The organism is Burkholderia sp. APQ4-4ca, from assembly GCF_057837105.1.
Genome location: NZ_JBYQCG010000069.1, coordinates 1 through 24,770 on the forward strand (window position 1 = coordinate 1; position 24,770 = coordinate 24,770).

Genomic DNA, 24,770 nt, shown 5'->3' on the forward strand with positions numbered 1-24,770 from the left:
GACTTCAGCTGCGACACGTTCACCGCGTCCAGGTCGGCCTTGCCGGCCGCAACATTCGACAGGATCGTGCCCGTCTTGCCGCCGGCCAGCGTCACCTTGTCCTTCGACGTGCTGTCGTACACCACCGCCAGCGATTCGCCCGTCGTGCCGTCGATGACGCCACCGTCCTTCAACGCGTCGTTCAGCTTGCCCAGGCTCTCGTTCGTCGCGAACAGTTGCGAGCCGTTCACCGCGTCCGTGCTCGTCGCCGACAGTTCGCCGGCCTTCACGTTCGTCAGCGTCGTGCCAGTCTTGCCCGCGAGCGTCACCTTGTCCTTCGTATCGGTGTCGTACGCGACCGCGTTCGGATCCGAGCCGCCGCTGTTCTTCGCCATGGCGTCCAGCGCATCGCCGACATTGTTGTACGTCGTGTCACCGACCTTGTACGTCGGTGCCTTGATGGTGCCATCCGTATCGACGAGCGCGCCGCCGCCGAGCGCGTTGGTCACGCCCGTCAACTGGCTTACGTTCACCGCGTCGTTGTTTTTCGTGCCCTTCGCGACATTGACGATCTGGCGCTGCATCGAGTTCGACCCGACGGAAAGCGCATTGCCGCGATCGGCGACGGAATTGGCGCCGAGCGCAACGCCGCCGTTATTGCCCGACGCCACGCTTGCGTTGGCACCCAACGCCATGGCGTCGGTTACGTTTTGGGCGATCTTCGCAGACGTGCCGAGCGCCACACTGTTCGTGCTGCCGCCCAGCGTCGTCGCCTTGTCGCCCATGGCAATCGAGCTCTTGCCGATGGCCATCGCGCCGTTGTTACCGACCGCCACCGCGTTTTCCCCGTTGGCCTTCACGTGGGAACCGATGGCCAGCGCACCCGCGCCGTTCGTCGTGACCATGCTGCCGATCGCGACCGAGAACGGTTGTTCGACGCCCGTCTGCGCAATGCTGCCGAGCGCGACCGAACCCTCAGAAAGGGCAGCCGCCTGCAGGCCGATCGCGACCGTGTCGAGGCCGCCCGCAGCGCTCCCTACACCGATGGCCGCAGCCGTTCCCAGCGTCGGATCAGCGCCGTTGATCGATGCCACGTTCGGCATGGTGCCGTCCGCACCCATCCCTTCGATTGCCACGAAGGTACCCGGCTTCGATTCGACGTCACGCGTCATCCGCATCATGCGCTTGTTGGTGGTTTGCATCGCATCGGTCAACTGCTTCATCGTGACGGCATCGGTTTCGTCGACACCATCGCTGACGTTGACGATCCGGCGCGTCGCCGCGGTGTCACCGACCGACACGGTATTGGCGCCCGACGCGACCGAGTTGATCCCGATCGCGACGGAGTTCCTGCCCGACGCCCGGGCACCCGAACCGATCGCCAGCGTATCGGCGTTCGTCGCCATCGCCTGCGAGCCGATCGCCACGCTGTTCTTGCCCAGCGCATTGGCCTGCATGCCCGTGGCATTGACCTTGATGTACTTCATGTCCAGCGTGCCGTCGCCGAGATCCTTCTTGATCTCGTCCCTGACGTCGCTCATGCCGCTTTGAAGCTGAGCGACGTTGACGGCATCGGTCGCGGCCGTGCCCGTCGCGACGTTCTTCAGCGCGACCGGCTTCGTCGCAGTCGTGCCGGCCAGCGTCACGCTCGACTTGTTCGTGCCGTCATAGTGCACGGCGTTCGGATCCTCGCCGCCGGCACCGGCCGACGAGGCTGCGGCCTGCAGCGCATCGCCGACGTTGTTGTAGGTCTTGTCGCCGATCTTGTAGGTCGGCTTCGAAAGGGTGCCGTCCGTATTGACGGTCGTCTGGCCACCGAGTGCGGACGCGACGCTCGACGACACGTCGTACAGTTGGCCGCCGTTCACGGCGTCCTTGCTGGCCGACTCGACCTTGCCGGCCTTCACGTTCGTCACGACCGTGCCGCCCGTGCCACCCAGTGCGACGGCGCTCTTCGTGGCATCTTTGTAGACAACCGCGAGCGACTCACCGGTCGACGGATCGATCAGCCCGCTGTCGTTCAGCGATTGCTCGACCTTGGTCACGCGGTTGTTGGTCGCGAACAGTTGCGCGCCGTTGACGGCGTCCGTGCTGTTCGCCGACAGCGTGGCCGCGCGCACGTTGGTGAGCTTGACCGCGGGCGCGCCCGTATCGCCGAGGGTCACCGAAGCCTTCGCGTCGGTGTCGTACTCGACCGCGTTCGCCGCCCCGCCACCCGACTTGGAGGCGGCCAGCAGCGCATCGCCGACGTTGTCGTAGGTCTTGTTGTCGATCGTGTAGGTCGGCTTCTTGATGTTCCCGGTGGTGTCGACGCCGGCGTTGCCGCCCAGCGCGTCGGTCACGCCCTTGAGCTGCGCGACGTTGACGGCGTCGGTCGCCTGCGTGCCGCGGCCGACGTTGACGATCTGACGCTCGAAGCCGACCGTACCGACCGATACCGTCTGATCCCGGTCGGCTTCCGAGTACGAGCCGAGTGCGAGGGATTCGGCACCGCGCGCCGCCGCGCTCTGACCGATCGCGATCGCGTTTTCCGCGGCAGCTGCAGCCTGCGAGCCGATCGCCATCGTGCCCTGGCGCGTCGCCATCGACGAATCGCCGATCGCCAGCGCGGACTCCCCGGTCGCCTTTGCCTTCCGGCCGAGTGCGTAGGCGCCCCAACCGGTCGCCTGCGAGTCGTTGCCCAGCGCGATCGACGACTTGCCGCTCGCGTTCGCGCCCGCCCCCAGCGCGATCGCCCCTTCTTCGCCCAGTGCCGCCGCATTCGCGCCGAACGCGACGTTGTTGCCCGACGCCATCGCCGCATTGCCGATCGCCACCGCACCGCCGAGGCCCGTCGCCGACGGGCGCGTGCTCGCCTTGGCGCCGATCGCGATCGAATTCTGGCCCATCGCCGATGCGTTGTCCGAGCCGTCGCCCTTCGCGTCGACCTTCACGTATGCGCTGTTGTCGGTCACGACGGCCCGCGTGTTGGGCGCGCCCCGCTTGAGGTTCTCCGGATTCTCGAGCTTCACTTCCGTCAGCGGAACGCGATCGTCGGTCGACGGATCTGCCGCGTCGACCTCGTCCGCGTACGCGGACCCCATGGAAGCAACGACGAGCGCGGCGGCGGCCGCGATCTTCGATTTCGCGGAGCGCGACGATTTCGAGCGCCCTCGGGCAATTTCCGATGCCGCGCACCAGGTGCTGGTCGATGCGTTCCACACGACACGATACGACTTGTTCATACGAACGTTTTCCTTTGGTAAACCTCTCCACGATGCGCATCGGTCCTGTACAGCGATATCGATACGACGACTCGGCGAGAGCGATGACAAATAAGCTCAACGCTTACGGCTTTCCGGAAAGAAATGCGAAACGTGCGTGCGGAGAAATCCCCGCGCGGGGGTGGAAGATCATGCCGACAAGGCCGCCGAATCACGCGTTTCAACCGGATAGTGAAAGCTGGTTGGAACTCTATGGGCGGGCACCCATCTCGAAAACGGGACTGTTACTAAATCAGTCCGCATGAAACTAGAACTCGTACTATTTATTTTTGATGTCCATGAATTTTTACAAGATTTGAAGGATTCAGCGCGTCATGCTGCCGACTGAATAATTTGATATTTTTTGTATTGAAAATCGGAGCATCGGTCTCGCGGAACGCGAATCAGGCACGGCCGCACGCGTCGATACCGGGCACGATCGGGCCCCTCCGATCGCGCACGCGCCCGCCGGGAAAAATCCGCTATACTTTGCCGACTTGCCGCCCGCTTGGCGGCAGGTCGGAAGCGCGCCGATTTGCTGACTCGATTGCGGGCGCGCGAACCGGCCGGGGTCTTTGATGCGTCATGCGTCGTTCCCCGGCGGTTCACTACAAATGCGGCTAAAGAGGTCGTCAGCCGCGCACCTTCGCCTCCGCGCCTCGCCGACACCGTTTAGCCGCCCAGTCATAAGGCGGAACGAATGGAATCGATCGGCATCGTCGCTCCACAGACCATGCACTTCGCCGAACCGCTGCGCTTGCAAAGCGGCAGCGTGCTCGGCAACTATCAGCTCGTCGTCGAGACGTACGGCGAACTCAACGCCGCGCGCTCGAACGCGGTGCTCGTGTGCCACGCGCTGAACGCGTCGCACCACGTCGCCGGCGTCTACGCGGACGATCCGCGCAGCACCGGCTGGTGGGACAACATGGTCGGCCCGGGCAAGCCGCTCGACACCAACCGCTTCTTCGTGATCGGCGTGAACAACCTCGGCTCGTGCTTCGGCTCGACCGGCCCGATGAGCATCGATCCGTCGACCGGCAAGCCGTACGGCGCGAAGTTCCCGGTCGTGACCGTCGAGGATTGGGTGCACGCGCAGGCGCGCGTCGCCGACGCGTTCGGCATCGAGCGCTTCGCCGCGGTGATGGGCGGCAGCCTCGGCGGCATGCAGGCGCTCGCATGGAGCCTGATGTATCCGGAACGCGTCGCGCACTGTATCGACATCGCGTCGACGCCGAAGCTGTCCGCGCAGAACATCGCGTTCAACGAGGTCGCGCGCTCGGCGATCCTGTCCGATCCCGATTTCCACGGCGGCGACTACTACGCGCACGGCGTGAAACCCAAGCGCGGCCTGCGCGTCGCGCGGATGATCGGCCACATCACGTACCTGTCCGACGACGACATGGCCGAGAAATTCGGCCGCGCACTGCGCCGCGCGGACGGCGCGCTCGACGCGTACAACTTCAGCTTCGACGTCGAATTCGAGGTCGAGTCGTACCTGCGCTACCAGGGCGACAAGTTCGCCGACTACTTCGACGCGAACACCTACCTGCTGATCACCCGCGCGCTCGACTACTTCGATCCGGCGAAGGCATTCGACGGCAACCTGACGGCCGCGCTCGCGCACACGCAGGCGAAGTACCTGATCGCGAGCTTCTCGACCGACTGGCGTTTCGCGCCGGCGCGTTCGCGCGAGATCGTGAAGGCGCTGCTCGACAACAAGCGCACGGTCAGCTATGCGGAAATCGATGCGCCGCACGGTCACGACGCATTCCTGCTCGACGACGCGCGCTATCACAACCTGATCCGCGCGTATTACGAACGAATCGCCAACGAGGTGGGCGCATGAACCAGCAAGCGCTGAATTCCCTGTCCGCGCGCGCGGACTTCCGTACGATCGCGCGCTGGGTCGAGCCGCGCTCGACCGTGCTCGACCTCGGCTGCGGCGACGGCTCGCTGCTCGCGCTGCTGATGGAGGAGCTGGATGTCACCGGCTACGGGATCGAACTGAACGACGCGGGCGTGCTCGCGAGCGCGAAGAACGGCATCAACGTGATCCAGCAGAACCTCGAGGATGGCCTGCGCCTGTTCGAGGACCACAGCTTCGACATCGCGATCCTGTCGCAAACGCTGCAAACGATCCACCAGACGGCCGCGATCCTGCGCGAAACGGCGCGCGTCGGCCGCGAGTGCATCGTGTCGTTCCCGAACTTCGGCTACTGGCCGCACCGGCTGTCGGTGCTGAACGGCCGGATGCCGGTGTCGAAGTCGCTGCCTTACCAGTGGCACAACACGCCGAACGTCCGGGTGCTGACGATCGAGGATTTCGAGGCACTGGCGCCCGAAGTAGGCGTCACGATTCTCGACCGCGTCGTGCTGCACGAAGGCCAGCCGATTCGATGGGGAGCGAACTGGCGTGGTAGTCTTGCTGTCTATCGCGTCAAGCGCAGCTGAGCCGGGGAGCCGTTGACGGAAGATCCGGCCCGCCCGCGCGCGCCGCCGCCCCTGCAGCGCCGTGCGCGCCGCCTGCGCTGCCGCCGCCATCAGTCAACGCTACCCAGTTCCAGTCCATGTCGAAAACGCCACACGAGGCGCCCGCACTCAACGCTCACGAGGATCACCCCGGCTGGCGCGCCTATCTGAACACGCACATGCTGATCTGCGTGTTCCTGGGCTTCACGTCGGGGCTGCCGCTCTTCACGCTCGTCTACCTCGTGCAGGCATGGCTGCGCTCCGAGGGCGTGAACCTGAAGGAAATCGGCCTGTTCGCGCTGATCCAGTTCCCGTATACGTGGAAGTTCCTGTGGGCGCCGCTGATGGACCGCTACATCCCGCGCCTGCCCGGCTGGCGGCCGGGCCGCCGGCGCGGCTGGCTGCTGCTCACGCAGTTGCTGGTCGCCGGCGCGATCGCCGCGCTCGGCTTCGTGTCGCCGCGCGACTCGATCTGGACGGTCGCCGCGCTCACGACGCTCGTCGCGTTCTTCGGCGCGAGCGCCGACATCGTGATAGACGCATACCGCCGCGAGCTGCTGCGCGACACCGAGCAGGGCCTCGGCAACGCGGTGCACGTGAACGCGTACAAGCTCGCCGCGTTGATCCCCGGTTCGCTCGCGCTGATCCTGTCGGATCACCTGCCGTGGAACGCCGTGTTCGCGATCACCGGCGCGTTCATGCTGCCGGGCATCCTGATGACGCTCGTCGTGCGCGAGCCGGAAGTGGTCGGTGCGCCGCCGCGCAACCTGCGCGACGCGATCGTGCTGCCGTTCCGCGAATTCATCCAGCGCGACGGTTGGGCCGGCGCGCTGCTCGTCATCGCGTTCATCTTCCTGTTCAAGATCGGCGACACGATGGCCACCACGCTGTCGACGTCGTTCTTCCTCGACATCGGCTTCTCGCGCACCGAGATCGGCATCGTCGCGAAAACCACCGCGCTCGTCGCGAGCGTCGCCGGCGGCATCATCGGCGGCATCTGGCTCGTGAAGATCGGCATCGGCCGCGGCCTGTGGATCTTCGGCGCGCTGCAGATGGTGTCGACGCTCGGCTTCGCGTGGCTCGCGCAGCTCGGCCCCGGCTCGCCGGTGCTCGCGATGCTTTACGACTTCACGGTCGCGGCCAGCCACGCGCTCGCGTCGTTCATGTCGGTGTTCGGTATCGAGATCACGCCCACGCTGAGCCCGATGACGGTCGCGCTCGCGATCGTCTACGGCTTCGAAACTTTCACGACCGGCCTGACGATGGCCGCGTTCGTCGCGTATATCGCGAGCACGACCGACCCGCGCTATACGGCCACGCAGTTCGCGCTGTTCACGAGCCTCGCGTCGGTGCCGCGCACGCTCGCGTCGGCCGCGAGCGGCTTCGTCGTCGCGAAGATCGGCTGGTACGACTATTTCATCGTATGTACCGTGCTCGCGATTCCGGGCATGCTGCTGCTGTTCAGGATCGCGCCGTGGAACGGCGCCACGCGCAACGGCGAGGCGAGCCGTGCGCGGTAACCGCCCGCATCGTCTCGCACACGCGGCGGCGGCGTTGGGCGTCGGCGCCGCGGTGCTCGCCGCGACGAGCACGTACGCGGCCGACACCGGCGCGACCGCGGCAGGCTCCAACCCGGCCGCCGCGCAGGCCGCGCCGCCCGCCGCTGCAACCTCTGCCGCGCCCGTCCCGCCGTCCGCCGCCGAAGGCGCGCAGCCGACCGGCGCCGCGGTGCCGGCGAAGGCCTATACGCCGACGCCGCAGCAGGTGCGCTACGGCAACGCGATCGCGTTCCGCACGCTGATCCCGTCGCCGCTGCTCGAACAACTGACCGCGAACGAATACGCGCAGATCGTGCAGACGGCCGCCGACAGCAACCGCCTGCTGAGCGCGAACCAGCCGCGCGTGAAGCGCCTGCGCGCGATCGTCGCGAAGCTCGCGCCGTATTCGGTGAAATGGAACGACCGCGTGAAAAGCTGGGCGTGGGACGTGAACGCGATCCGCTCGCGCGACATCCGCCTGACCTGCCTGCCCGGCGGCAAGGTGCTCGTGTACGGCGGCATGCTCGACCGCGTACGCCTGAACGACGACGAGTTCGGCGTGCTGCTCGCGCACGGCATCGCGCATGCGCTGCGCGAACACGCGCGCAGCAACTTCAGCACGGCCTCGCAAACGTCGCTGCGCGCGGCCGCGCTGCCGCCGCTGTTCGGCGTCGGCGATCCGCTGCCGCAGGCGCTGAACCTCGGCGAGCGCCTGCAGTCGCTCCACTACGATCCGACCGACGAGACCGAAGCCGACGTGATCGGCGGCGACATCGCCGCCCGCGCGGGCTTCGACCCGCGCGCGGCGATCACGCTGTGGGACAAACTCGCGGCCGCGACGCGCGCGAACAAGGCGTCGGGCTTCATCTACACGCATCCGTACAGCACCGCGCGCCGCCAGGATCTGCTGAACCGGCTGCCGGACCTGATGCCGCTGTACGCGAAGGCAACGGGCAAGCGCGTCGAATCGCTGCCGGACTACGCGGGCATCAGCGCGCAGCGGCGCAAGATCGTGCGGCGCTGAGCCGCCGCGCAACGCCGGACGCTACGCGTGCGCGTCGGCCATCGCCGGGCGCAGCCCGCTGTCACGCATCGAGCGCACTTCATCGGCGGGGCTGCGGCCGAACAGCCGTTTGAACTCGCGGCTGAACTGCGACGCGCTCGCATAGCCGACCCGCGCGGCCGCCGCGCCGGCCCCCAGCCCGTCGCGCACCATCATCAGCCGCGCCTGGTGCAGCCGCGCGGCCTTCACGTACTGCATCGGCGACGTCGCCGTCACGTGCTTGAACTGCGCGTGGAACACCGCGAGGCTCATCCCGGCTTCGCGGGCGAGCGTCTCGACGTCGAGATCGGCCTTCAGCTCCGCATGGATGCGCCGCAACGCCTTCGCGATGCGGCCGAAATGATGCTGCTGCACGAGCGCCGCGCGCATCGCGTCGCCCTGCTCGCCGGTCAGCACGCGATACGCGATCTCGCGCATGATCGCCGGCCCCAGCACGCGCGTGTCGTACGGCGACGCGAGCGCTTCGAGCAGCCGCACGACCGCATCGGCCAGCGGCGCATCGAGCGGCGTCGAATAGACGCCGAGCGGCTCGCTGACCGCCGCGCCGAGCGTCTCGTCGAGCAGGATCGCGAGCTCGGCGATCACCGCGAGATCGACGCGGATCGAGATCGCGAGAAACGGCTCCTCCATGCTCGCGAACGTCTCGCATTCGAACGGCAGCGGCACCGAGAGCACCAGATACTGTTGCGCGTCGTAGACGAACGAACGGTCGCCGAGATAGCCGAGCTTGCGCCCCTGGCACACGACGATGATGCTCGGCTCGTACAGCACGGGCATGCGCGGCGCGGGACGGCTGACGCGAAAAAAGCGCACGCCGTCGAGCGCCGCGAGCGTGTCGCCCTCGTTCGGCGCGAGGCGCGTGTGCAGCTCGATCATGCGCCGCCGCACGTGGTCGCCCGAGTCGGCAAAAAGGGGCTGGAAGCTCATCTGCGTGGTCCTGTCCGGCAAGAGAATCTGGCTGGCAATTTAGCACCTTGAACGTGTTTTGACGGGCGTTCGCGCGCAATTCGAGAGGAATAGGCAAACCTTCAAGACCTTCATGTATTTCGCGGCGGCGCCGCGCTCCTTACGATGAGGTCCTGTCTCGCCGCATCGCCACATGGTGCGGCGGCAGTCCGTTTCACCGGACGTTTTCCGGACAAGGAGCCCATTGCATGAGCACAACCTATGCCTACGCGGCGACCGATTCGCAGTCGCCGCTCGCCCCGTTCGAATTCCAGCGTCGCGCGCTGCGCGACCTCGACGTCCAGATCGACGTCCTCTACTGCGGCGTCTGCCACTCGGATCTTCACCAGGCGCGCAACGAATGGCGCAACACGGTCTACCCGGTCGTGCCGGGCCATGAAATCGTCGGCCGCGTGACCGCGACCGGCCCGCAGGTGTCGCGCTTCAAGGTCGGCGAGCTGGTCGGCGTCGGCTGCCTCGTCGATTCGTGCCGCACCTGCGCGAGCTGCGCCGAGGGCCTGGAGCAATACTGCGAGAACGGCTTCGTCGGCACCTACAACGGCCAGGATCGCGTGACGGGCGACATCACGTACGGCGGCTATTCGACGCAGCTCGTCGTCGACGAGGCGTTCGTGCTGCGCGTGCCGGACACGCTCGACCCGGCCGGCGCCGCGCCGCTCCTGTGCGCGGGGATCACGACCTACTCGCCGCTGCGGCAGTGGAACGTCGGCCCCGGCAAGAAGGTCGGCATCGTCGGGCTCGGCGGCCTCGGCCACATGGGCGTGAAGCTGGCGCACGCGATGGGCGCGCACGTCGTGCTGTTCACGACGTCGCCGTCGAAGATCGAGGACGGCAAGCGGCTCGGCGCGCATGAAGTCGTGATCTCGAAGGACGAAGCGCAGATGAACGCGCACCTGAACAGCTTCGACTTCATCCTGAACACGGTCGCCGCGCAGCACGACCTGAACCCGTTCCTGAACCTGCTGAAGCGCGACGGCACGATGACGCTCGTCGGCGCGCCGGAGCACGACCACCCGTCGCCGCAGGTGTTCAACCTGATCTTCAAGCGCCGCCGCCTCGCGGGCTCGCTGATCGGCGGGATCGCGGAAACGCAGGAAATGCTCGATTTCTGCGCGGAGCACGGGATCACGTCCGATATCGAAACGATTCCGATGCAGCAGATCAACGCCGCTTACGAACGGATGCTGAAGAGCGACGTGAAATACCGGTTCGTGGTGGATATGGCGTCGCTGAAGCAGTAAGCGCGGCATCAAACGAAACGGGCCGCATGTTGGACATGCGGCCCGTTTTGCGTCATCGCGCTATCCGGCCACGCGCGAGGCGTAGCCTGACGAATCACTTCGCGTAGTCGTAATCGATCGTCAGCGGTGCGTGATCGCTGAACTTGATGTCCTTGAAGATCGACGTGCTTTTCGCGGTGCCGGCCACGCCCGGGGTCGCGATCTGGTAATCGATCCGCCACCCGACGTTCTTCGCGTACGCCTGGCCGCGGTTGCTCCACCACGTGTACTGCTCGGGGCGCTGATCGAGCGTGCGGAACACGTCGACGTAGCCGACGTCGTCGAACAGCTTCGTGAGCCATTCGCGCTCTTCCGGCAGGCAGCCCGAGTTCTTCTGGTTGCTCTTCCAGTTCTTGATGTCGATTTCCTTGTGGACGATGTTCACGTCGCCGCACAGGATCACCTCGCGCTTCTTCTTCAGCGCGGCGAGGTGCGGCATGAATTCGGCCATGAAGCGGTACTTCGCCTGCTGGCGTTCTTCGCCGCTGGAACCGGACGGCACGTACACCGACACGACCGACAGCTTGCCGTAGCGCGCCTCGACGTAGCGTCCTTCGGGATCGAATTCGCTGCTGCCGAAGCCGATGATCACGTCGTCGGGTTCGCGGCGGCTGTACACGCCCGCGCCGCTGTAACCCTTCTTCTCGGCGTGGTGGAAATAGCTCTTGAAGCCGTGCGGCTCGACGAATTCGGCCGGCAGGTCGTCGGCCGACACCTTGATTTCCTGCACGCACACGCAATCGGCGTTCTGTTCGCCGAGCCAGTCGAAGAAGCCCTTCTTCGCGGCGGAGCGGATGCCGTTCAGGTTGGCGGTAATCACTCGCATCATGTCGGGTTCCGTTCAGTTCGATGTTTTTACAGGGTCGCAGCTTAACGGATCTTCACGCCTTCGAGCTCGGGCTTCGGCGGCGGGAATTCCAGCTTCATGTCGGTCATCGTGCGCAGCAGCAGCTCGGCGATCATCACGTTGCGATGCGTCTTCGAATTCGCGGGGATCACGTACCACGGCGCATGCTCGGCCGACGTCGCGGCGAGCGCGTCGCGGTATGCGGACTGGTAGGCGTCCCAGTGCTTGCGCGCGTCGAGATCGGAGATGTCGAATTTCCAGTGCTTGGTCGGGTCGTCGATGCGCGCCTGCAGCCGCGCGCGCTGCTCGTCCTTCGAGATGTGCAGGAAGCACTTGACAATGGTCGTGCCGTTCTCGAACAGCATCGTCTCGAAATCGCGGATCTGCCGGTAGCGGCGCTCGCATTCCTTGTCGTCGATCGCGCCGAGCACGCGCGGCACGAGGACGTCTTCGTAGTGGCTGCGGTTGAAGATCGCGAGTTCGCCGGCCGCCGGCACCTGCGCATGCACGCGCCACAGGAAGTCGTGCGCGGCCTCGATCGGCGTCGGCGCCTTGAACGGCACGATGCGCAGGCCGAGCGGATCGACCTCGCGAAACACCGCGCGCACGGTGCCGTCCTTGCCGCTGGTGTCCATCCCCTGCAGCACGAGCAGCACGCGCTTCTTCTGCTGCGTGTGCAGGCGCTCCTGCTGGACGTCGAGCTCGGTCGACACGGCCGACAGCCGTTCGCGGTCGGCTTCCTTCGAGCCGGACGAAAACGGCTTCGCGGCCGGGTCGAACGCGTCGAGCTTGAATGCGGCGGTTTCCTTCTCGCGCGTGCTGTAGGGCACGCGGAAATCGTCGAGCGACGGTTGTTTCGCCATTCGTTCCTCCGTTGGACGGTGCGATGCATACGATAACGCATCCACCAAACGCGACGGGCCGCCCCGAACTGGTTCGGAGCGGCCCGTCGTCAAGCGCGGTTCAGGCGCGCGCGCATGCTCAGCCGAGCTTCTTCTTCAGCAGCTCGTTGACCTGCTGCGGATTGGCCTTGCCCTTGGTCGCCTTCATCGCCTGGCCGATCAGCGCGTTGAACGCCTTTTCCTTGCCCGCGCGGAATTCCTCGACCGATTTCGCGTTCGCCGCGAGCACTTCGTCGATGATCGCTTCCAGCGCGCCGGTGTCGGAGATCTGCTTCAGGCCCTTCGCGTCGATGATGCGGTCGGCCGCGCCTTCGTCGGTCGCCTTCTCGTCCCAGATCGTCGCGAAGATTTCCTTCGCGATCTTGTTCGAGATCGTGCCGTCGGCGATGCGCTGCAGCAACAGCGCGAGCTGCGCGGCCGACACCGGAATCGCGTCGATCTCGATGCCGTCGCGGTTCAGTTGCGACGACACGTCGCCCATCAGCCAGTTCGCGACGAGCTTCGCGTTCGCCGCGCCGGCCTTCGCGACCACCGACTCGAAGTACGCGGCCATCGCCTTGCTCGACGTCAGCACGCCCGCGTCGTACGCGGACACGCCGTACTCGTCGACGAAGCGCTGCTGCATCGCGGCCGGCAGCTCGGGCATGCCCGACTGCACGCGCTCGATCCAGTCCTGGCCGATCACGAGCGGCATCAGGTCGGGATCGGGGAAGTAGCGGTAATCGTGCGCGTCTTCCTTGCTGCGCATCGAGCGCGTCTCGCGCTTGTCCGGGTCGTACAGGCGCGTTTCCTGCACGACCTCGCCGCCGTCCTCGATCAGCTCGATCTGACGACGCACTTCGTAGTTGATCGCTTCCTCGAGAAACCGGAACGAGTTCAGGTTCTTGATTTCCGCGCGCGTGCCGAACTTCTCCTGGCCGACCGGTCGCACCGACACGTTCGCGTCGCAGCGGAACGAGCCTTCCTGCATGTTGCCGTCGCAGATGCCGAGCCACACGACGAGCGCGTGCAGCGCCTTCGCATAGGCCACGGCCTCGGCCGCGCTGCGCATTTCCGGCTCGGTGACGATTTCGAGCAGCGGCGTGCCCGCGCGGTTCAGGTCGATCCCGGTCATCCCGGCGAAGTCTTCATGCAGCGACTTGCCCGCGTCTTCCTCGAGGTGCGCGCGGGTCAGGTTGACGGTCTTCTCGTACGCGGCCTTGCCGGCCTTCTCGTTGGCCGGCACCTGGATCGTGATCTGGCCGCCCTGCACGACCGGAATCTCGTACTGGCTGATCTGATAGCCCTTCGGCAGATCGGGGTAGAAATAATTCTTGCGCGCGAAGATGCTGCGCGGCGCGATGGTCGAGCCGATCGCGAGGCCGAAGCGGATCGCCCGCTCGACCGCGCCGCGGTTCAGCACCGGCAGCACGCCCGGCAGCGCCAGGTCGACCGGGCACGCCTGTGTGTTCGGCTCCGCGCCGAACTGCGTCGATGCGCCCGAGAAAATCTTCGAGACGGTCGACAGTTGCGCGTGCGTCTCGAGACCGATGACGACTTCCCATTGAGTCATGCTTATACCCCCGCCGGAACTTGCTTGTGCCAGTCGGTCGCACGCTGGAACGCGTCGGCGACCTGCAGCATCCGGGCTTCGTTGAAATAGTTGCCGATGATCTGCAGGCCGACCGGGCGCTTCGCGTTCGCGCCCGCGCCGAAGCCGCACGGCACGCTCATGCCGGGCAGGCCCGCGAGGCTCACCGACAGCGTGTAGATATCCGCGAGATACATCTGCACCGGATCGTCGCCCTTCGCGCCGAGATCCCATGCGACCGTCGGCGACGCCGGGCCCATGATCACGTCGCAGGACTTGAACGCTTCCTGGAAATCGTTCGCGATGATGCGGCGGATCTTCTGCGCCTGCAGGTAGTACGCGTCGTAGTAGCCGTGCGACAGCACGTAGGTGCCGACGAGAATCCGGCGCTTCACTTCAGGCCCGAAGCCTTCGGCGCGCGACTTCTTGTACATGTCGAGCAGGTCGCCGTACTGCGCGGCGCGGTGGCCGAAGCGCACGCCGTCGAAACGCGACAGGTTCGACGACGCTTCCGCCGGCGCGATCACGTAGTACACGGGGATCGACAGCTCCGTCTTCGGCAGCGACACCGGCACGAGCGTCGCGCCGAGCGCTTCGTATTGCTTGAGCGCCGCGTCGATCGACGCGCGCACGTCGTCGGCGAGGCCCGCGCCGAAATACTCGTTCGGCAAGCCGATGCGCAGGCCGGCGAGCGGCTTGCCCGCATCGTTGCCGGCCGCCCACGGCTGGCCGAGGTGGCGCGTGAAGTCTTCATCGTCGCGCTCCAGGCTCGTCGAATCGCGCTCGTCGAAGCCGGCCATCGCGTTCAGCAGCAGCGCGCAGTCGGACGCGCTCTGCGCCATCGGGCCGCCCTGGTCGAGCGACGACGCGAACGCGATCATCCCGTAGCGCGACACGCGGCCGTAGGTCGGCTTGATGCCCGTCACGCCCGCGAACGACGCGGGCTGGCGGATCGAGCCGCCGGTGTCGGTGCCGGTCGCGGCCGGCGCGAGGCGCGCGGCGACGGCCGCCGAGCTGCCGCCCGAGCTGCCGCCCGGCACCGCGTTCGTGTCCCACGGGTTCTTCACCGCGCCGAACGCCGAATTCTCGTTGGACGAGCCCATCGCGAACTCGTCCATGTTGGTCTTGCCGAGCGTGACCATGCCGGCCGCCTGCAGGCGGGCGACGACGGTCGCGTCGAACGGGCTCTCGTAGTTCGCGAGCATCTTCGAGCCGGCGGTCGAGCGCCAGCCGCGCGTGACGAAGACGTCCTTGTGCGCGATCGGCAGGCCGGTCAGCGCGCCGCCCGCGCCGCGCGCGAGTTCGGCGTCGGCGGCTTTCGCCTGCGCGAGGGTGAGATCGGCGTCGACTTGAACGAACGCGTTCAGGTCGCGCGCGGCGTCGATCCGTTTCAGGTAGTGCCGCGCGAGCTCGACGGCCGAGCATTCCTTGGCGGCGAGCGCGGCGCGTAGTTCGGTCAGGCTTTTTGCGTGCATTGAGTGGTTTTCCTGGGAATTCTGGGTGGCGCGCGGCGCTGGACGGCCGGCGCGCTTGTCATCGAATGCTTACTCGATCACCTTCGGCACGAGATAGAGGCCGTCCTGGACGGCCGGCGCCGGACGCTGGTTGTCGTCGCGATCGACGACTTCCGTCACGGCGTCGTCGCGCAGGCGCTGCGCGACTTCCTGGATCTGTTCGATCGGGTGGGCGAGCGGCGCGATGCCGGCGGTGTCGACCGCCTGCATCTGTTCGACGAGGCCGAAGAATTCGTTGAGCTGGCCGAGCATGTGCTCGGCGTCGGCGTCGGCCATTTCGAGTCGCGCCAGGTGCGCGATGCGTTTCACATCGGTCAGGGTCAGGGCCATGCGATCACCGGAAAAACAAGGCTGCGCAGTGCATCGACGGCAGCACTGCGGCGGGGGTTGGAGGGTGCGATCCCACCCTCAAAAATCGGGGCCGAAGCGGCAAAAATACCGCCCGTTTCGATTCAAATACCGTGAAATTATAAGGTATCATTACGCGTTCGACCCAAACCCGGCTGCCTTTTCCCGCACCGTTTCGCCTTGTTTCGGCAAGCCGTGCGTGCTTCGTGCGATCCCCGGTAGACATCACTCGCAGCTTCGTGCGCCGCGGCGGCCGCTTCCGCCACGCTTCCCGAGGCTGTTATTTTTTCCGCTGCCGCCCTCAGCGCTCGCTATGCAGGGCCGGCCCAGAGCGAAACAGGATTCTGAATGTTCGGTTTTTTGCGCAGCTACTTCTCCAACGATCTCGCGATCGACCTCGGCACCGCAAACACCCTGATCTACATGCGCGGCAAGGGCATCGTCCTCGATGAGCCGTCCGTCGTGTCGATCCGCCAGGAAGGCGGCCCCAACGGCAAGAAGACGATCCAGGCGGTCGGCAAGGAAGCCAAGCAGATGCTCGGCAAGGTGCCGGGCAACATCGAGGCGATCCGCCCGATGAAGGACGGCGTGATCGCCGACTTCACCGTCACCGAGCAGATGATCAAGCAGTTCATCAAGACGGCCCACGAGTCGCGCATGTTCTCGCCGTCGCCGCGCATCATCATCTGCGTGCCGTGCGGCTCGACCCAGGTCGAGCGCCGCGCGATCAAGGAAGCGGCGCACGGCGCCGGCGCGTCGCAGGTCTACCTGATCGAGGAGCCGATGGCGGCCGCGATCGGCGCGGGCCTGCCGGTGTCGGAAGCCACCGGCTCGATGGTCGTCGACATCGGCGGCGGCACGACCGAAGTCGGCGTGATCTCGCTCGGCGGCATCGTCTACAAGGGCTCGGTGCGCGTCGGCGGCGACAAGTTCGACGAGGCGATCGTCAACTACATCCGCCGCAACTACGGGATGCTGATCGGCGAGCAGACCGCCGAGGCGATCAAGAAGGAAATCGGCTCCGCGTTCCCGGGCTCCGAAGTCAAGGAAATGGAAGTGAAGGGCCGCAACCTGTCGGAAGGCATCCCGCGCAGCTTCACGATCTCCAGCAACGAAATCCTCGAAGCGCTGACCGATCCGCTGAACCAGATCGTGTCGTCGGTGAAGATCGCGCTCGAACAGACGCCGCCGGAACTCGGCGCCGACATCGCCGAACGCGGGATGATGCTGACGGGCGGCGGCGCGCTGCTGCGCGATCTCGATCGCCTGCTCGCGGAAGAAACCGGCCTGCCGGTGCTCGTCGCCGAAGATCCGCTCACCTGCGTCGTACGCGGGTCGGGCATGGCGCTCGAGCGCATGGACAAGCTGGGCAGCATCTTCTCGTACGAGTGATCGCGAGTGATCGCCTAAGCAGTCCCGTTTGATATGACGCACCCGCGGCGTGGCCGGATCGCTCGTTCAGAACGAACCGCCGCGCCGTTTGCGCGTCTGAGCATTATTTAACCGATCACACGCGCCCGGCGCCGACCATGGAATACAGTCCGCCGCCCCTCTTCAAGCAAGGTCCGCCCGCGCTCGCGCGGCTCATCTTCTTCGTCGCCCTCGCCATCGCGCTCCTCGTGTCGGACGCGCGCTTCAGCACGCTCGAAATCGTGCGCGGCGTGCTCGGCACCGTGCTTTATCCGCTGCAACGCGCGGCGCTCGTGCCGCGCGACCTGTTCATGGGCGCGGCCGACATCGCCGTCACCGGCGCATCGCTGCGCCACGAGAACGACGACCTCCGCAAACGCAACCTGCAGCTGTCCACGCAGGCCAACCAGGCCGCGGTGCTTGCGCAGGAGAACATCCATCTGCGCGCGGTGCTCGAGCTGCGCCAGCACATCGCGACGCAATCGACGCCGGTCGAGATCCAGTACGACACGAGCGATCCGTTCACGCAGAAGATCGTGATCGGGCAAGGCTCGCAGCAAGGCATCCAGGACGGCTCGCCCGTCGTCAGCGAGGACGGCGTGATCGGTCAGGTCACGCGCGTGTTCCCGCTGCAATCCGAAGTCACGCTGGTCACCGACCGCGATCTCGCGATTCCCGTGCAGGTGCTGCGCACCGGCCTGCGCAGCGTGATCTACGGCACGCCGAAGGGCGATTCGCTCGACCTGCGTTTCGTGCCGACGAGCGCGGATCTCGTCGCCGGCGACGAACTCGTCACGAGCGGCCTCGACGGCGTCTATCCGCCCGGCCTGCCGGTCGCGAAGGTCGTGCGCGTCGACAAGCTCGCCGACACCGCGTTCGCCCGCGTGACCTGCGCACCGGTCGCGGCCGTGCGCGGCGCGCGCCAGATGCTCGTGCTGCATTACCGCAACGACATCCCGCCGCGCCCGGCCGAGCCCGATCCGGCGGCCGAGAAGATCGCGAAGGGCAAGAAGGGCGCGAAAGCCGCCGCGAAGGGCGAGAAAGCGGAGAAAACCGACAAGGCCGACGCGAACGCGAAGCCGGCCGCCGCGGCCCAGCCCGGCGCGCAACCGGCGCCGGCGGCCCCCGCCGCGCCGGCCAAGCCCGCCGCCGCGCCCGCGAGGCCTGCCGCCGGGCAATCAGGAGCCCAGCGATGAACCGCCCGCAATACATCCTGCAGCCGGTCAATCCGTACTTCATCGTCTTCAGCCTCGCCGCCGCGTTCCTGCTGAACCTGATGCCGTGGGGGCGCCTCCCCGGCGTGCCCGATTTCGTCGCGCTCGTGCTGCTGTTCTGGAACATCCATCAGCCGCGCAAGGTCGGGATGGGTGTCGCGTTCGCGCTCGGCATCCTGATGGACGTGCATGACGCGGGGCTGCTCGGCGAGCACGCGCTCGCCTATACGCTGCTGTCGTACGGCGCGATCACGATCCACCGCCGCGTGCTGTGGATGCCGATCGGCGTGCAGGTGCTGTACGTCACGCCGCTGCTCGTCGCCGCGCAGCTCGTACCGTTCGTGATTCGCCTGCTGATGGGCGCCGCGTTCCCCGGCTGGCGCTATCTGGTCGACGGTTTCGTCGAAGCCGCGCTGTGGCCGATCGCGAGCCACCTGCTGCTGATGCCGCAACGCCGCCCGGTCGACCCGGACGATACGCGCCCGATCTGAGCCGGACCGACCTTGAACACCCGCCGCCCCCACGCCCGCCGCGCGCCGCGCTCCGGGGCGGCACCTCGCCCGCGCCCGCGCGCGGGCCAGATTGCCCTTAAATGACCGAATTCAACGACACCCAACAGCAGCTCTCGAGGTTCCGCCTGCGCGTCGCGGCGGCGGGCGTGTTCGTGTTCGTCTGCTTCGGGCTGCTCGCGAGCCGCTTCTTCTACCTGCAATTGATGCAGCACGGCAAATACGCGCTGCAGGCCGAGGAAAACCGCATCTCCGTCGCGCCGATCGTGCCGAACCGCGGGATCATCACCGACCGCAACGGCGTGATCCTCGCGAAGAACTACTCGGCGTACACGCTCGAGATCACGCCGTCGAAGCTCGACGACACGCTCGACAACACGATCGACAAGCTGTCCGAGATCATCCCGATCGACGCACGCGACCGCCGCCGCTTCAAGAAGCTGCAGGAAGATTCGAAGAACTTCGAGAGCCTGCCGATTCGCACGCGGCTCACCGACGCCGAAGTCGCGCGCTTCACCGCGCAGCGTTTCCGCTTCCCCGGCGTCGAGGTGCGCGCGCGGCTGTTCCGTCAGTACCCGCTCGGCATGACGGCCGCGCACGTGATCGGCTATATCGGCCGGATCTCGAAGCGCGATCAGGATCGCATCGACGCGATGAGCGACGACAACGACAGCGACCAGGAGCACTACGATCCGCGCCGCGACGCGAACAACTACAAGGGCACCGACTACATCGGCAAGATCGGCGTCGAGCAGAGCTACGAGACCGAGCTGCACGGGCTGACGGGCTTCGAGGAAGTCGAGGTGACGGCCGGCGGCCGGCCGGTGCGCACGCTGTCGCGCACGCAGGCGACGCCCGGCAACAACCTCGTGCTGTCGCTCGACATCGGGCTGCAGCAGGTCGCCGAGCAGGCGTTCGCCGGCAAGCGCGGCGCGCTCGTCGCGATCGAGCCGAAGACGGGCGACGTGCTCGCGTTCGTGTCGTCGCCGAGCTTCGACCCGAACTCGTTCGTCGACGGCATCGACCAGCAGACCTGGGACGAGCTGAACAACTCGCCCGACAAGCCGCTCCTGAATCGCCCGCTGCACGGCACCTACCCGCCCGGCTCGACGTACAAGCCGTTCATGGCGCTCGCGGGCCTGACGCTCGGCAAGCGCACGCCGGGCTGGGGCTTCCAGGATCCCGGTTACTTCACGTTCGGCGGCCACACGTTCCGCAACGACGTGCGCTCGGGCCAGGGCTGGGTCGACATGAACAAGGCGATCATGGTGTCGAACGACACCTACTTCTACATGCTCGCGCGCGACCTCGGCGTGAACGCGATCGCCAACTTCATGAAGCCGTTCGGCTTCGGCCAGATCACCGGGATCGACATCCAGGGCGAGGCGCGCGGGATCCTGCCGTCGACCGACTGGAAGAAGAAGGCGTTCAAGAAGGCCGCGCAGCAGAAATGGTTCGACGGCGAGACGATCAGCCTCGGAATCGGCCAGGGCTACAACTCGTTCACGATCCTGCAGCTCGCGCACGCCACGGCGACGCTCGCGAACAACGGCGTCGTGATGAAGCCGCACCTCGTGAAGGAAGTCGAGGATCCGATCACGCGCGCGCGCCACCTGACCGTGCCGAAGGAAAGCGACGTGATCCCGCTCAAGCAGGCCGACATCGACGTCGTGAAGCGCGGGATGGAGAACGTGATCGAGAACCCGTCCGGTACCGCGTACAAGGTGTTCCGCGGCGCACCGTACCTCGCGGCCGGCAAGACCGGTACCGCGCAGGTGTTCTCGCTGCAGGGCTCGAACTACAAGGGCCACCTGCTCGCCGAGCACCTGCGCGACCACGCGCTGTTCATCGCGTACGCGCCGGTCGACCATCCGCAGATCGCCATCGCGCTGGTCGTCGAGAACGGCGGCTGGGGCGCGCAGGCCGCCGGCCCGATCGCACGCCGCGTGCTCGACTATTACCTGGTCGAGCGCCAGAACCCGAAGAACGAGGCCGCGGCCGTGGCCGCCGCGGCGTCGGCCACCGAGCCGGTGAGCACGCCGGTGGTCGGCGACACGTCGAAGCCGGCCACGATCGCGGCCGGCTTCACCGCGCTGCCGCAGCCGGTCGTGCCGTCGGCGGCCAGCGCGGCCGACGCGGCATCGGCCGCGTCCGGCGCCTCGGGGGCGGCGAGCGCCAGTGCCGCCGCGCCGACCGACGCGAGCGCCGCAGCGCCGACGGCCGCGAGCCTGCCGCCGATCCGGCGCCCGCACCGGCCGCGCCGGCCCGCCAGCGACGCGCAGCCGGTCGTCGGCACGCCGCGGGACGACAACCACCGTGCGACGGCCCCCGCGAAAGCGGCGGACGCCGGCACCGCTCATTAACGGAGAAAGGCATGCAATTCGACAAGCGCGCCTGGCTCGACAAGATCAAGCAGATGTTCGCGGGCTTCGACCGCCCGCTCGCCCTCATCGTGTTCCTGCTGCTGTGCGTCGGCATCGTCACGCTGTACAGCGCGTCGATCGACATGCCGGGCCGCGTCGAGGACCAGTTGCGCAACATCCTGCTGACGTTCGTGCTGATGTGGGTGATCGCCAACATCCCGCCGACCACGCTGATGCGCTTCGCGGTCCCGCTCTACACGTTCGGGGTCGCGCTGCTGATTGCCGTCGCGCTGTTCGGGATGACCAAGAAGGGCGCGAAGCGCTGGCTGAACGTCGGCGTCGTGATCCAGCCGTCGGAAATCCTCAAGATCGCGACGCCGCTGATGCTCGCGTGGTACTACCAGCGCCGCGAAGGCGGGCTGCGCTGGTACGACTTCGTCGCCGCGTTCGGGATCCTGATGGTGCCGGTCGGGCTGATCGCGAAGCAGCCCGACCTCGGCACAGGCCTGCTCGTGTTCGCGGCCGGCTTCTTCGTGATCTACCTCGCCGGCCTGTCGTTCAAGCTGATCGTGCCCGTGCTCGTCGCGGGCGTGATCGCGGTCGGCTCGATCGCCGTGTTCGAGGAACGCATCTGCCAGCCCGACGTGCAGTGGCCGCTGATGCACGACTACCAGAAGCACCGCGTATGCACGCTGCTCGACCCGACGTCCGACCCGCTCGGCAAGGGCTTCCACACGATCCAGGCCGTGATCGCGATCGGCTCGGGCGGCGTGCTCGGCAAGGGCTATCTGAAAGGCACGCAGGCGCACCTCGAATTCATTCCGGAAAAACACACCGACTTCATCTTCGCGGTGTTCTCGGAGGAATGGGGGCTCGCCGGCGGGCTCGTGCTGCTGACGCTGTACATGGCGTTGATCGCGCGCGGCCTCTACATCGCCGCGCAAGGCGCGACGCAGTTCGGCCGGCTGCTCGCGGGCTCGCTCACGCTCGCGTTCTTCGTCTACGCGTTCGTCAACATCGGGATGGTGAGCGGCGTGCTGCCGGTCGTCGGCGTGCCGCTGCCGTTCATGAGCTACGGCGGCACCGCGCTCACGACGCTCGGCATCGCGATCGGGATGATCATGAGCGTCGGGCGGCAGCGGCGGCTGATGAAGAGCTGACCGCGCGATCTGCACCGCGACGCACGAAAACGGCGCCCCGGCGCCGTTTTTCATTGGGCGAGGGTCGCTTACTGCGGCGGCGCGTGCGGCTTGCCTGGCTCCGCACCGGCGCCCGAGGCCGGCATCGGCGCCTTCAGCCGCGCGCTCAGCTCCTTGAATTTCAGCCCGGCCGTTTCGTCGCCTTGCGCGGCCGCCGCCGCGTAATACGCGCGCGCGATGTTCAGGTTCTGCGCGACGCCGTCGCCGCCGCGCTCGTAGAACGACGCGGTCACGTACTGCGCGGTGGGCTCGCCCGCGTCGGCGGCCTGCTTGTACCATACGAACGCCTGCCGGTTGTCGCGCGGCGTGCCGCGCCCGTCGAGGAACTGGTTCGCGAGCGACAGCGCGGCCTGCACGTGTCCCTGTTTCGCGGCCCGCAGGAACCAGCGATGCGCTTCAGCCGGATTGCGCGCGACGAACTCGCCGTCGTCGAACATCCGGCCGTACACGTACTGCGCGTGCGACATGTTCGCTTCCGCCGCGCGCTTCAGCCAGCGCACCCCTTCGTCGACGTTCGCCGTCACGCCTTCGCCCGTCAGCAGCATCATCGCGTAGTTGAACTGCGCGAGGCGATCGCCGCGCTCGGCCGCATCGTGGAATTGCACGAGCGCCGCGCGATAGTCGCCGGCGTTGTAGTCGGCGACCGCCGATTGCGTCTCGTGCGACGGGTCGGGCTTCACTTGCGGCGCGCCCTGCGCGGCGGCGGCCACACACACGGCCCACAGGCCGACCATCACCGCGATCCGCGCGCGCCTGCGGCACACTGCATCTGCGTCGTTCATGACCGTACCTCCTGCAACGCCTGCCGCGTCGCCCGCAACAGCCAGCTCACGTCGGCCGACACCGTGATCATCCGGTAACCGGCGTCGCGATACTGGCGCGCGGCCGCCGTATCGCCTGCGAAGATGCCGACCGCGACGCCCGCGTGCCTGCCGGCCGCGAGCACGCGCGCCATCGCGGTTTCGACGTCCGGGTGGCGGATATCGCCGAGATGCCCGAGGCTCGCCGCGAGATCGGCCGGGCCGACGAACAGGCAATCGACGCCGGGCGTCGCCGCAATCCGCTCGACCTCGTCGATGCCGCGCGCCGATTCGACCTGCACGATCACCGCGACTTGCGCATTCGCCGTCTGCAGGTAGTCGCGGCGCATGCCGAACGCCGCCGCGCGCACCATGCCCGCCACGCCGCGCAGCCCGTCGGGCGATTCCGGCGACGGGAAGCGCGTGAGCCGCACCGCGTGCGCGGCGTCGTCGGGCGTCTCGATACACGGGAACATCAGCGTGCGCGCGCCGGCGTCGAGCGCGCGCTTCACCAGCCACGGCTCGCGCGCCGGCACGCGCACGACCGGCTCGCTCGGCAGGTGCGCCGCGGCGATCGCGCGCAGTTGCGACGCCACGTCGCGACTGTCGTTCGGCGCATGCTCCATGTCGATGCAGAGCCAGTCGTAACCGGCATGCGCGAGCGCTTCCGCGGCCGAATCGCTGCCGAGCGACAGCCACAGGCCGTACAGCGGCTCGTCACCGTCGCGCAGGCGGTGTTTGAGGGAATTGGTGAAGGTGCTCATCGATACGGCCTCCGGAACGGAACGGCAATCGAACGGGACAAGCAACAGGCGAAGCGAAACGCGCACCGCCACGCAATCGAAGCATGGCGGCGGCGGCAGATCGCGCGCCGGAGAACGTGAGTCGGGCCGGGGCCGCCGATCTGACAGCGCGGGCCGCGCGATGACTCATGCGAGCGTTTTTCGGTGCCGCACGACGATCATAGCGCGGCGGGTGCTCGATGCGGGAACAGACGGGGGAAGCCGTCCCGGCGCGGGACGGAAGGGGCGACCGCCAGGCGCGGCGACGGGCAGTCCGCGCCGGACGGCGGGGCTGCCGGGGTAGGCAGGCTCAGCGGCCGGGCTGGCGCTCGACGTCGGCCCAGCAGTTCGGCGTTTCGTACAGACGCACGCGCTCGAGGCGCAGATTCACGCCGTAATGCGCGTCGTACACGTTCGCGAGGAGGTCGAACGCGATCGCCGCGAGATTCTCGACGGTCGGGATCCGGTCGATCACGACGGTCTTGTGGTCGGCCATCTGCTCGAGGAACGAGCGCACGACCTCGTCGCGCGCATAGACCAGGAACGCGTGGTCCCACTTGCTGACGAGGTGCTCCATCGCGAGCGCCTTCACGTCGGCGAAATCCATCACCATGCCGCGGTCGGGCGCGCCCTCGGTATCGACGAGATCGCCGCGCAGCGTGATTTCGAGCACGTAGCGATGGCCGTGCAGGTTCCTGCACTGGCTGCGGTGATCGGGAATGCGGTGGCCCGCGTCGAATTCGAGTTTTCGGGTAATCAGCACGATGTCAAAAGC

At 67.1% G+C, this 24,770-nt stretch carries 20 protein-coding genes; 10 read left to right on the forward strand and 10 right to left on the reverse strand.

Annotated elements, in window-relative coordinates:
• The coding region (locus AC3IFE_RS05110) for an ESPR-type extended signal peptide-containing protein (protein ID WP_489189790.1) at positions 1-3,203 on the reverse strand (3,203 nt) is incomplete at its 3' end.
• Positions 3,204-3,921: 718 nt separating this feature from the next.
• Here AC3IFE_RS05110 and metX point away from each other — a divergent pair.
• The 4 genes from metX to AC3IFE_RS05130 all read left to right on the forward strand — a co-directional run bounded on the left by metX (position 3,922) and on the right by AC3IFE_RS05130 (position 8,252).
• On the forward strand, positions 3,922-5,067 hold the full coding sequence (gene metX / locus AC3IFE_RS05115; protein ID WP_089468732.1) for a homoserine O-succinyltransferase MetX: 1,146 nt from the start codon (positions 3,922-3,924) through the stop codon (positions 5,065-5,067).
• A complete protein-coding gene (gene metW, locus AC3IFE_RS05120; protein ID WP_006755281.1) occupies positions 5,064-5,672 on the forward strand; it encodes a methionine biosynthesis protein MetW in 609 nt (202 codons plus the stop codon). Before metX ends, metW begins: the two co-directional genes overlap by 4 nt.
• Positions 5,673-5,788: 116 nt before the next feature.
• A complete protein-coding gene (locus tag AC3IFE_RS05125) occupies positions 5,789-7,210 on the forward strand; it encodes an AmpG family muropeptide MFS transporter (protein WP_489189791.1) in 1,422 nt (473 codons plus the stop codon).
• A complete protein-coding gene (locus AC3IFE_RS05130) occupies positions 7,200-8,252 on the forward strand; it encodes a M48 family metallopeptidase (RefSeq protein WP_489189792.1) in 1,053 nt (350 codons plus the stop codon). Before AC3IFE_RS05125 ends, AC3IFE_RS05130 begins: the two co-directional genes overlap by 11 nt.
• 21 nt (positions 8,253-8,273) lie before the next feature.
• Here the strand turns inward: AC3IFE_RS05130 and AC3IFE_RS05135 are convergent, their stop codons facing one another.
• Entirely contained in the window at positions 8,274-9,218 is a 945-nt protein-coding gene (locus AC3IFE_RS05135; RefSeq protein ID WP_089468735.1) for an AraC family transcriptional regulator, read from the reverse strand.
• Between the two features lie 227 nt (positions 9,219-9,445).
• Here AC3IFE_RS05135 and AC3IFE_RS05140 point away from each other — a divergent pair, with 227 nt between their 5' ends.
• Positions 9,446-10,498, forward strand: coding sequence for an NAD(P)-dependent alcohol dehydrogenase (locus tag AC3IFE_RS05140; protein ID WP_089468736.1), 1,053 nt, complete (start codon positions 9,446-9,448; stop codon positions 10,496-10,498).
• A 94-nt stretch (positions 10,499-10,592) separates the two neighbouring features.
• Here the strand turns inward: AC3IFE_RS05140 and AC3IFE_RS05145 are convergent, their stop codons facing one another.
• The 5 genes from AC3IFE_RS05145 to gatC form a co-directional block, all read right to left on the reverse strand.
• Entirely contained in the window at positions 10,593-11,366 is a 774-nt protein-coding gene (locus AC3IFE_RS05145; RefSeq protein ID WP_089468737.1) for an exodeoxyribonuclease III, read from the reverse strand.
• Between the two features lie 41 nt (positions 11,367-11,407).
• Positions 11,408-12,247: a polyphosphate kinase 2 family protein gene (locus AC3IFE_RS05150; RefSeq protein WP_089468738.1), complete on the reverse strand. Its 840-nt coding sequence runs from the start codon at positions 12,245-12,247 to the stop codon at positions 11,408-11,410.
• Positions 12,248-12,365: 118 nt separating this feature from the next.
• Positions 12,366-13,838 (reverse strand): Asp-tRNA(Asn)/Glu-tRNA(Gln) amidotransferase subunit GatB, encoded by a 1,473-nt coding sequence (gatB, locus tag AC3IFE_RS05155; protein WP_489189793.1) that lies wholly within the window; start codon positions 13,836-13,838, stop codon positions 12,366-12,368.
• A 2-nt stretch (positions 13,839-13,840) separates the two neighbouring features.
• Positions 13,841-15,331, reverse strand: coding sequence for an Asp-tRNA(Asn)/Glu-tRNA(Gln) amidotransferase subunit GatA (gene gatA, locus AC3IFE_RS05160; protein WP_489189794.1), 1,491 nt, complete (start codon positions 15,329-15,331; stop codon positions 13,841-13,843).
• Positions 15,332-15,400: 69 nt separating this feature from the next.
• Positions 15,401-15,700: an Asp-tRNA(Asn)/Glu-tRNA(Gln) amidotransferase subunit GatC gene (gene gatC, locus AC3IFE_RS05165; protein ID WP_006485929.1), complete on the reverse strand. Its 300-nt coding sequence runs from the start codon at positions 15,698-15,700 to the stop codon at positions 15,401-15,403.
• A 366-nt stretch (positions 15,701-16,066) separates the two neighbouring features.
• Between gatC and AC3IFE_RS05170 the strand changes: the two genes are divergently transcribed.
• The 5 genes from AC3IFE_RS05170 to rodA all read left to right on the forward strand — a co-directional run bounded on the left by AC3IFE_RS05170 (position 16,067) and on the right by rodA (position 22,374).
• Positions 16,067-17,110 (forward strand): rod shape-determining protein, encoded by a 1,044-nt coding sequence (locus AC3IFE_RS05170; RefSeq protein WP_004189550.1) that lies wholly within the window; start codon positions 16,067-16,069, stop codon positions 17,108-17,110.
• Between the two features lie 137 nt (positions 17,111-17,247).
• Positions 17,248-18,324 (forward strand): rod shape-determining protein MreC, encoded by a 1,077-nt coding sequence (mreC, locus tag AC3IFE_RS05175; protein ID WP_489189795.1) that lies wholly within the window; start codon positions 17,248-17,250, stop codon positions 18,322-18,324.
• Positions 18,321-18,833 (forward strand): rod shape-determining protein MreD, encoded by a 513-nt coding sequence (gene mreD / locus AC3IFE_RS05180; RefSeq protein WP_006477476.1) that lies wholly within the window; start codon positions 18,321-18,323, stop codon positions 18,831-18,833. The genes mreC and mreD overlap by 4 nt, the downstream gene beginning before the upstream one ends.
• 101 nt (positions 18,834-18,934) lie before the next feature.
• On the forward strand, positions 18,935-21,214 hold the full coding sequence (gene mrdA, locus AC3IFE_RS05185) for a penicillin-binding protein 2 (protein ID WP_089468743.1): 2,280 nt from the start codon (positions 18,935-18,937) through the stop codon (positions 21,212-21,214).
• Between the two features lie 11 nt (positions 21,215-21,225).
• Complete coding sequence (gene rodA / locus AC3IFE_RS05190; RefSeq protein WP_089468744.1) at positions 21,226-22,374, forward strand: rod shape-determining protein RodA; 1,149 nt, start codon at positions 21,226-21,228, stop codon at positions 22,372-22,374.
• Positions 22,375-22,442: 68 nt separating this feature from the next.
• Here the strand turns inward: rodA and AC3IFE_RS05195 are convergent, their stop codons facing one another.
• The 3 genes from AC3IFE_RS05195 to queD all read right to left on the reverse strand — a co-directional run bounded on the left by AC3IFE_RS05195 (position 22,443) and on the right by queD (position 24,758).
• Positions 22,443-23,195: a tetratricopeptide repeat protein gene (locus tag AC3IFE_RS05195; RefSeq protein ID WP_089468745.1), complete on the reverse strand. Its 753-nt coding sequence runs from the start codon at positions 23,193-23,195 to the stop codon at positions 22,443-22,445.
• A complete protein-coding gene (locus AC3IFE_RS05200) occupies positions 23,192-23,977 on the reverse strand; it encodes an HpcH/HpaI aldolase family protein (RefSeq protein WP_489189796.1) in 786 nt (261 codons plus the stop codon). The genes AC3IFE_RS05195 and AC3IFE_RS05200 overlap by 4 nt, the downstream gene beginning before the upstream one ends.
• Before the next feature lie 328 nt (positions 23,978-24,305).
• Positions 24,306-24,758: a 6-carboxytetrahydropterin synthase QueD gene (gene queD / locus AC3IFE_RS05205; RefSeq protein ID WP_006482561.1), complete on the reverse strand. Its 453-nt coding sequence runs from the start codon at positions 24,756-24,758 to the stop codon at positions 24,306-24,308.
• Positions 24,759-24,770: the final 12 nt, after the last annotated feature.

What these genes read in the sequence shown, in the direction of transcription:
- metX (WP_089468732.1), top strand. Translation starts at nt 3,922, where the DNA reads ATGGAATCGATCGGCATCGTCGCTCCACAGACCATGCACTTCGCCGAA.
- metW (WP_006755281.1), top strand. Translation starts at nt 5,064, where the DNA reads ATGAACCAGCAAGCGCTGAATTCCCTGTCCGCGCGCGCGGACTTCCGT.
- AC3IFE_RS05125 (WP_489189791.1), top strand. Translation starts at nt 5,789, where the DNA reads ATGTCGAAAACGCCACACGAGGCGCCCGCACTCAACGCTCACGAGGAT.
- AC3IFE_RS05135 (WP_089468735.1), bottom strand. Translation starts at nt 9,218, where the DNA reads ATGAGCTTCCAGCCCCTTTTTGCCGACTCGGGCGACCACGTGCGGCGG.
- AC3IFE_RS05140 (WP_089468736.1), top strand. Translation starts at nt 9,446, where the DNA reads ATGAGCACAACCTATGCCTACGCGGCGACCGATTCGCAGTCGCCGCTC.
- AC3IFE_RS05145 (WP_089468737.1), bottom strand. Translation starts at nt 11,366, where the DNA reads ATGATGCGAGTGATTACCGCCAACCTGAACGGCATCCGCTCCGCCGCG.
- AC3IFE_RS05150 (WP_089468738.1), bottom strand. Translation starts at nt 12,247, where the DNA reads ATGGCGAAACAACCGTCGCTCGACGATTTCCGCGTGCCCTACAGCACG.
- gatB (WP_489189793.1), bottom strand. Translation starts at nt 13,838, where the DNA reads ATGACTCAATGGGAAGTCGTCATCGGTCTCGAGACGCACGCGCAACTG.
- gatA (WP_489189794.1), bottom strand. Translation starts at nt 15,331, where the DNA reads ATGCACGCAAAAAGCCTGACCGAACTACGCGCCGCGCTCGCCGCCAAG.
- gatC (WP_006485929.1), bottom strand. Translation starts at nt 15,700, where the DNA reads ATGGCCCTGACCCTGACCGATGTGAAACGCATCGCGCACCTGGCGCGA.
- AC3IFE_RS05170 (WP_004189550.1), top strand. Translation starts at nt 16,067, where the DNA reads ATGTTCGGTTTTTTGCGCAGCTACTTCTCCAACGATCTCGCGATCGAC.
- mreC (WP_489189795.1), top strand. Translation starts at nt 17,248, where the DNA reads ATGGAATACAGTCCGCCGCCCCTCTTCAAGCAAGGTCCGCCCGCGCTC.
- mreD (WP_006477476.1), top strand. Translation starts at nt 18,321, where the DNA reads ATGAACCGCCCGCAATACATCCTGCAGCCGGTCAATCCGTACTTCATC.
- mrdA (WP_089468743.1), top strand. Translation starts at nt 18,935, where the DNA reads ATGACCGAATTCAACGACACCCAACAGCAGCTCTCGAGGTTCCGCCTG.
- rodA (WP_089468744.1), top strand. Translation starts at nt 21,226, where the DNA reads ATGCAATTCGACAAGCGCGCCTGGCTCGACAAGATCAAGCAGATGTTC.
- AC3IFE_RS05195 (WP_089468745.1), bottom strand. Translation starts at nt 23,195, where the DNA reads ATGAACGACGCAGATGCAGTGTGCCGCAGGCGCGCGCGGATCGCGGTG.
- AC3IFE_RS05200 (WP_489189796.1), bottom strand. Translation starts at nt 23,977, where the DNA reads ATGAGCACCTTCACCAATTCCCTCAAACACCGCCTGCGCGACGGTGAC.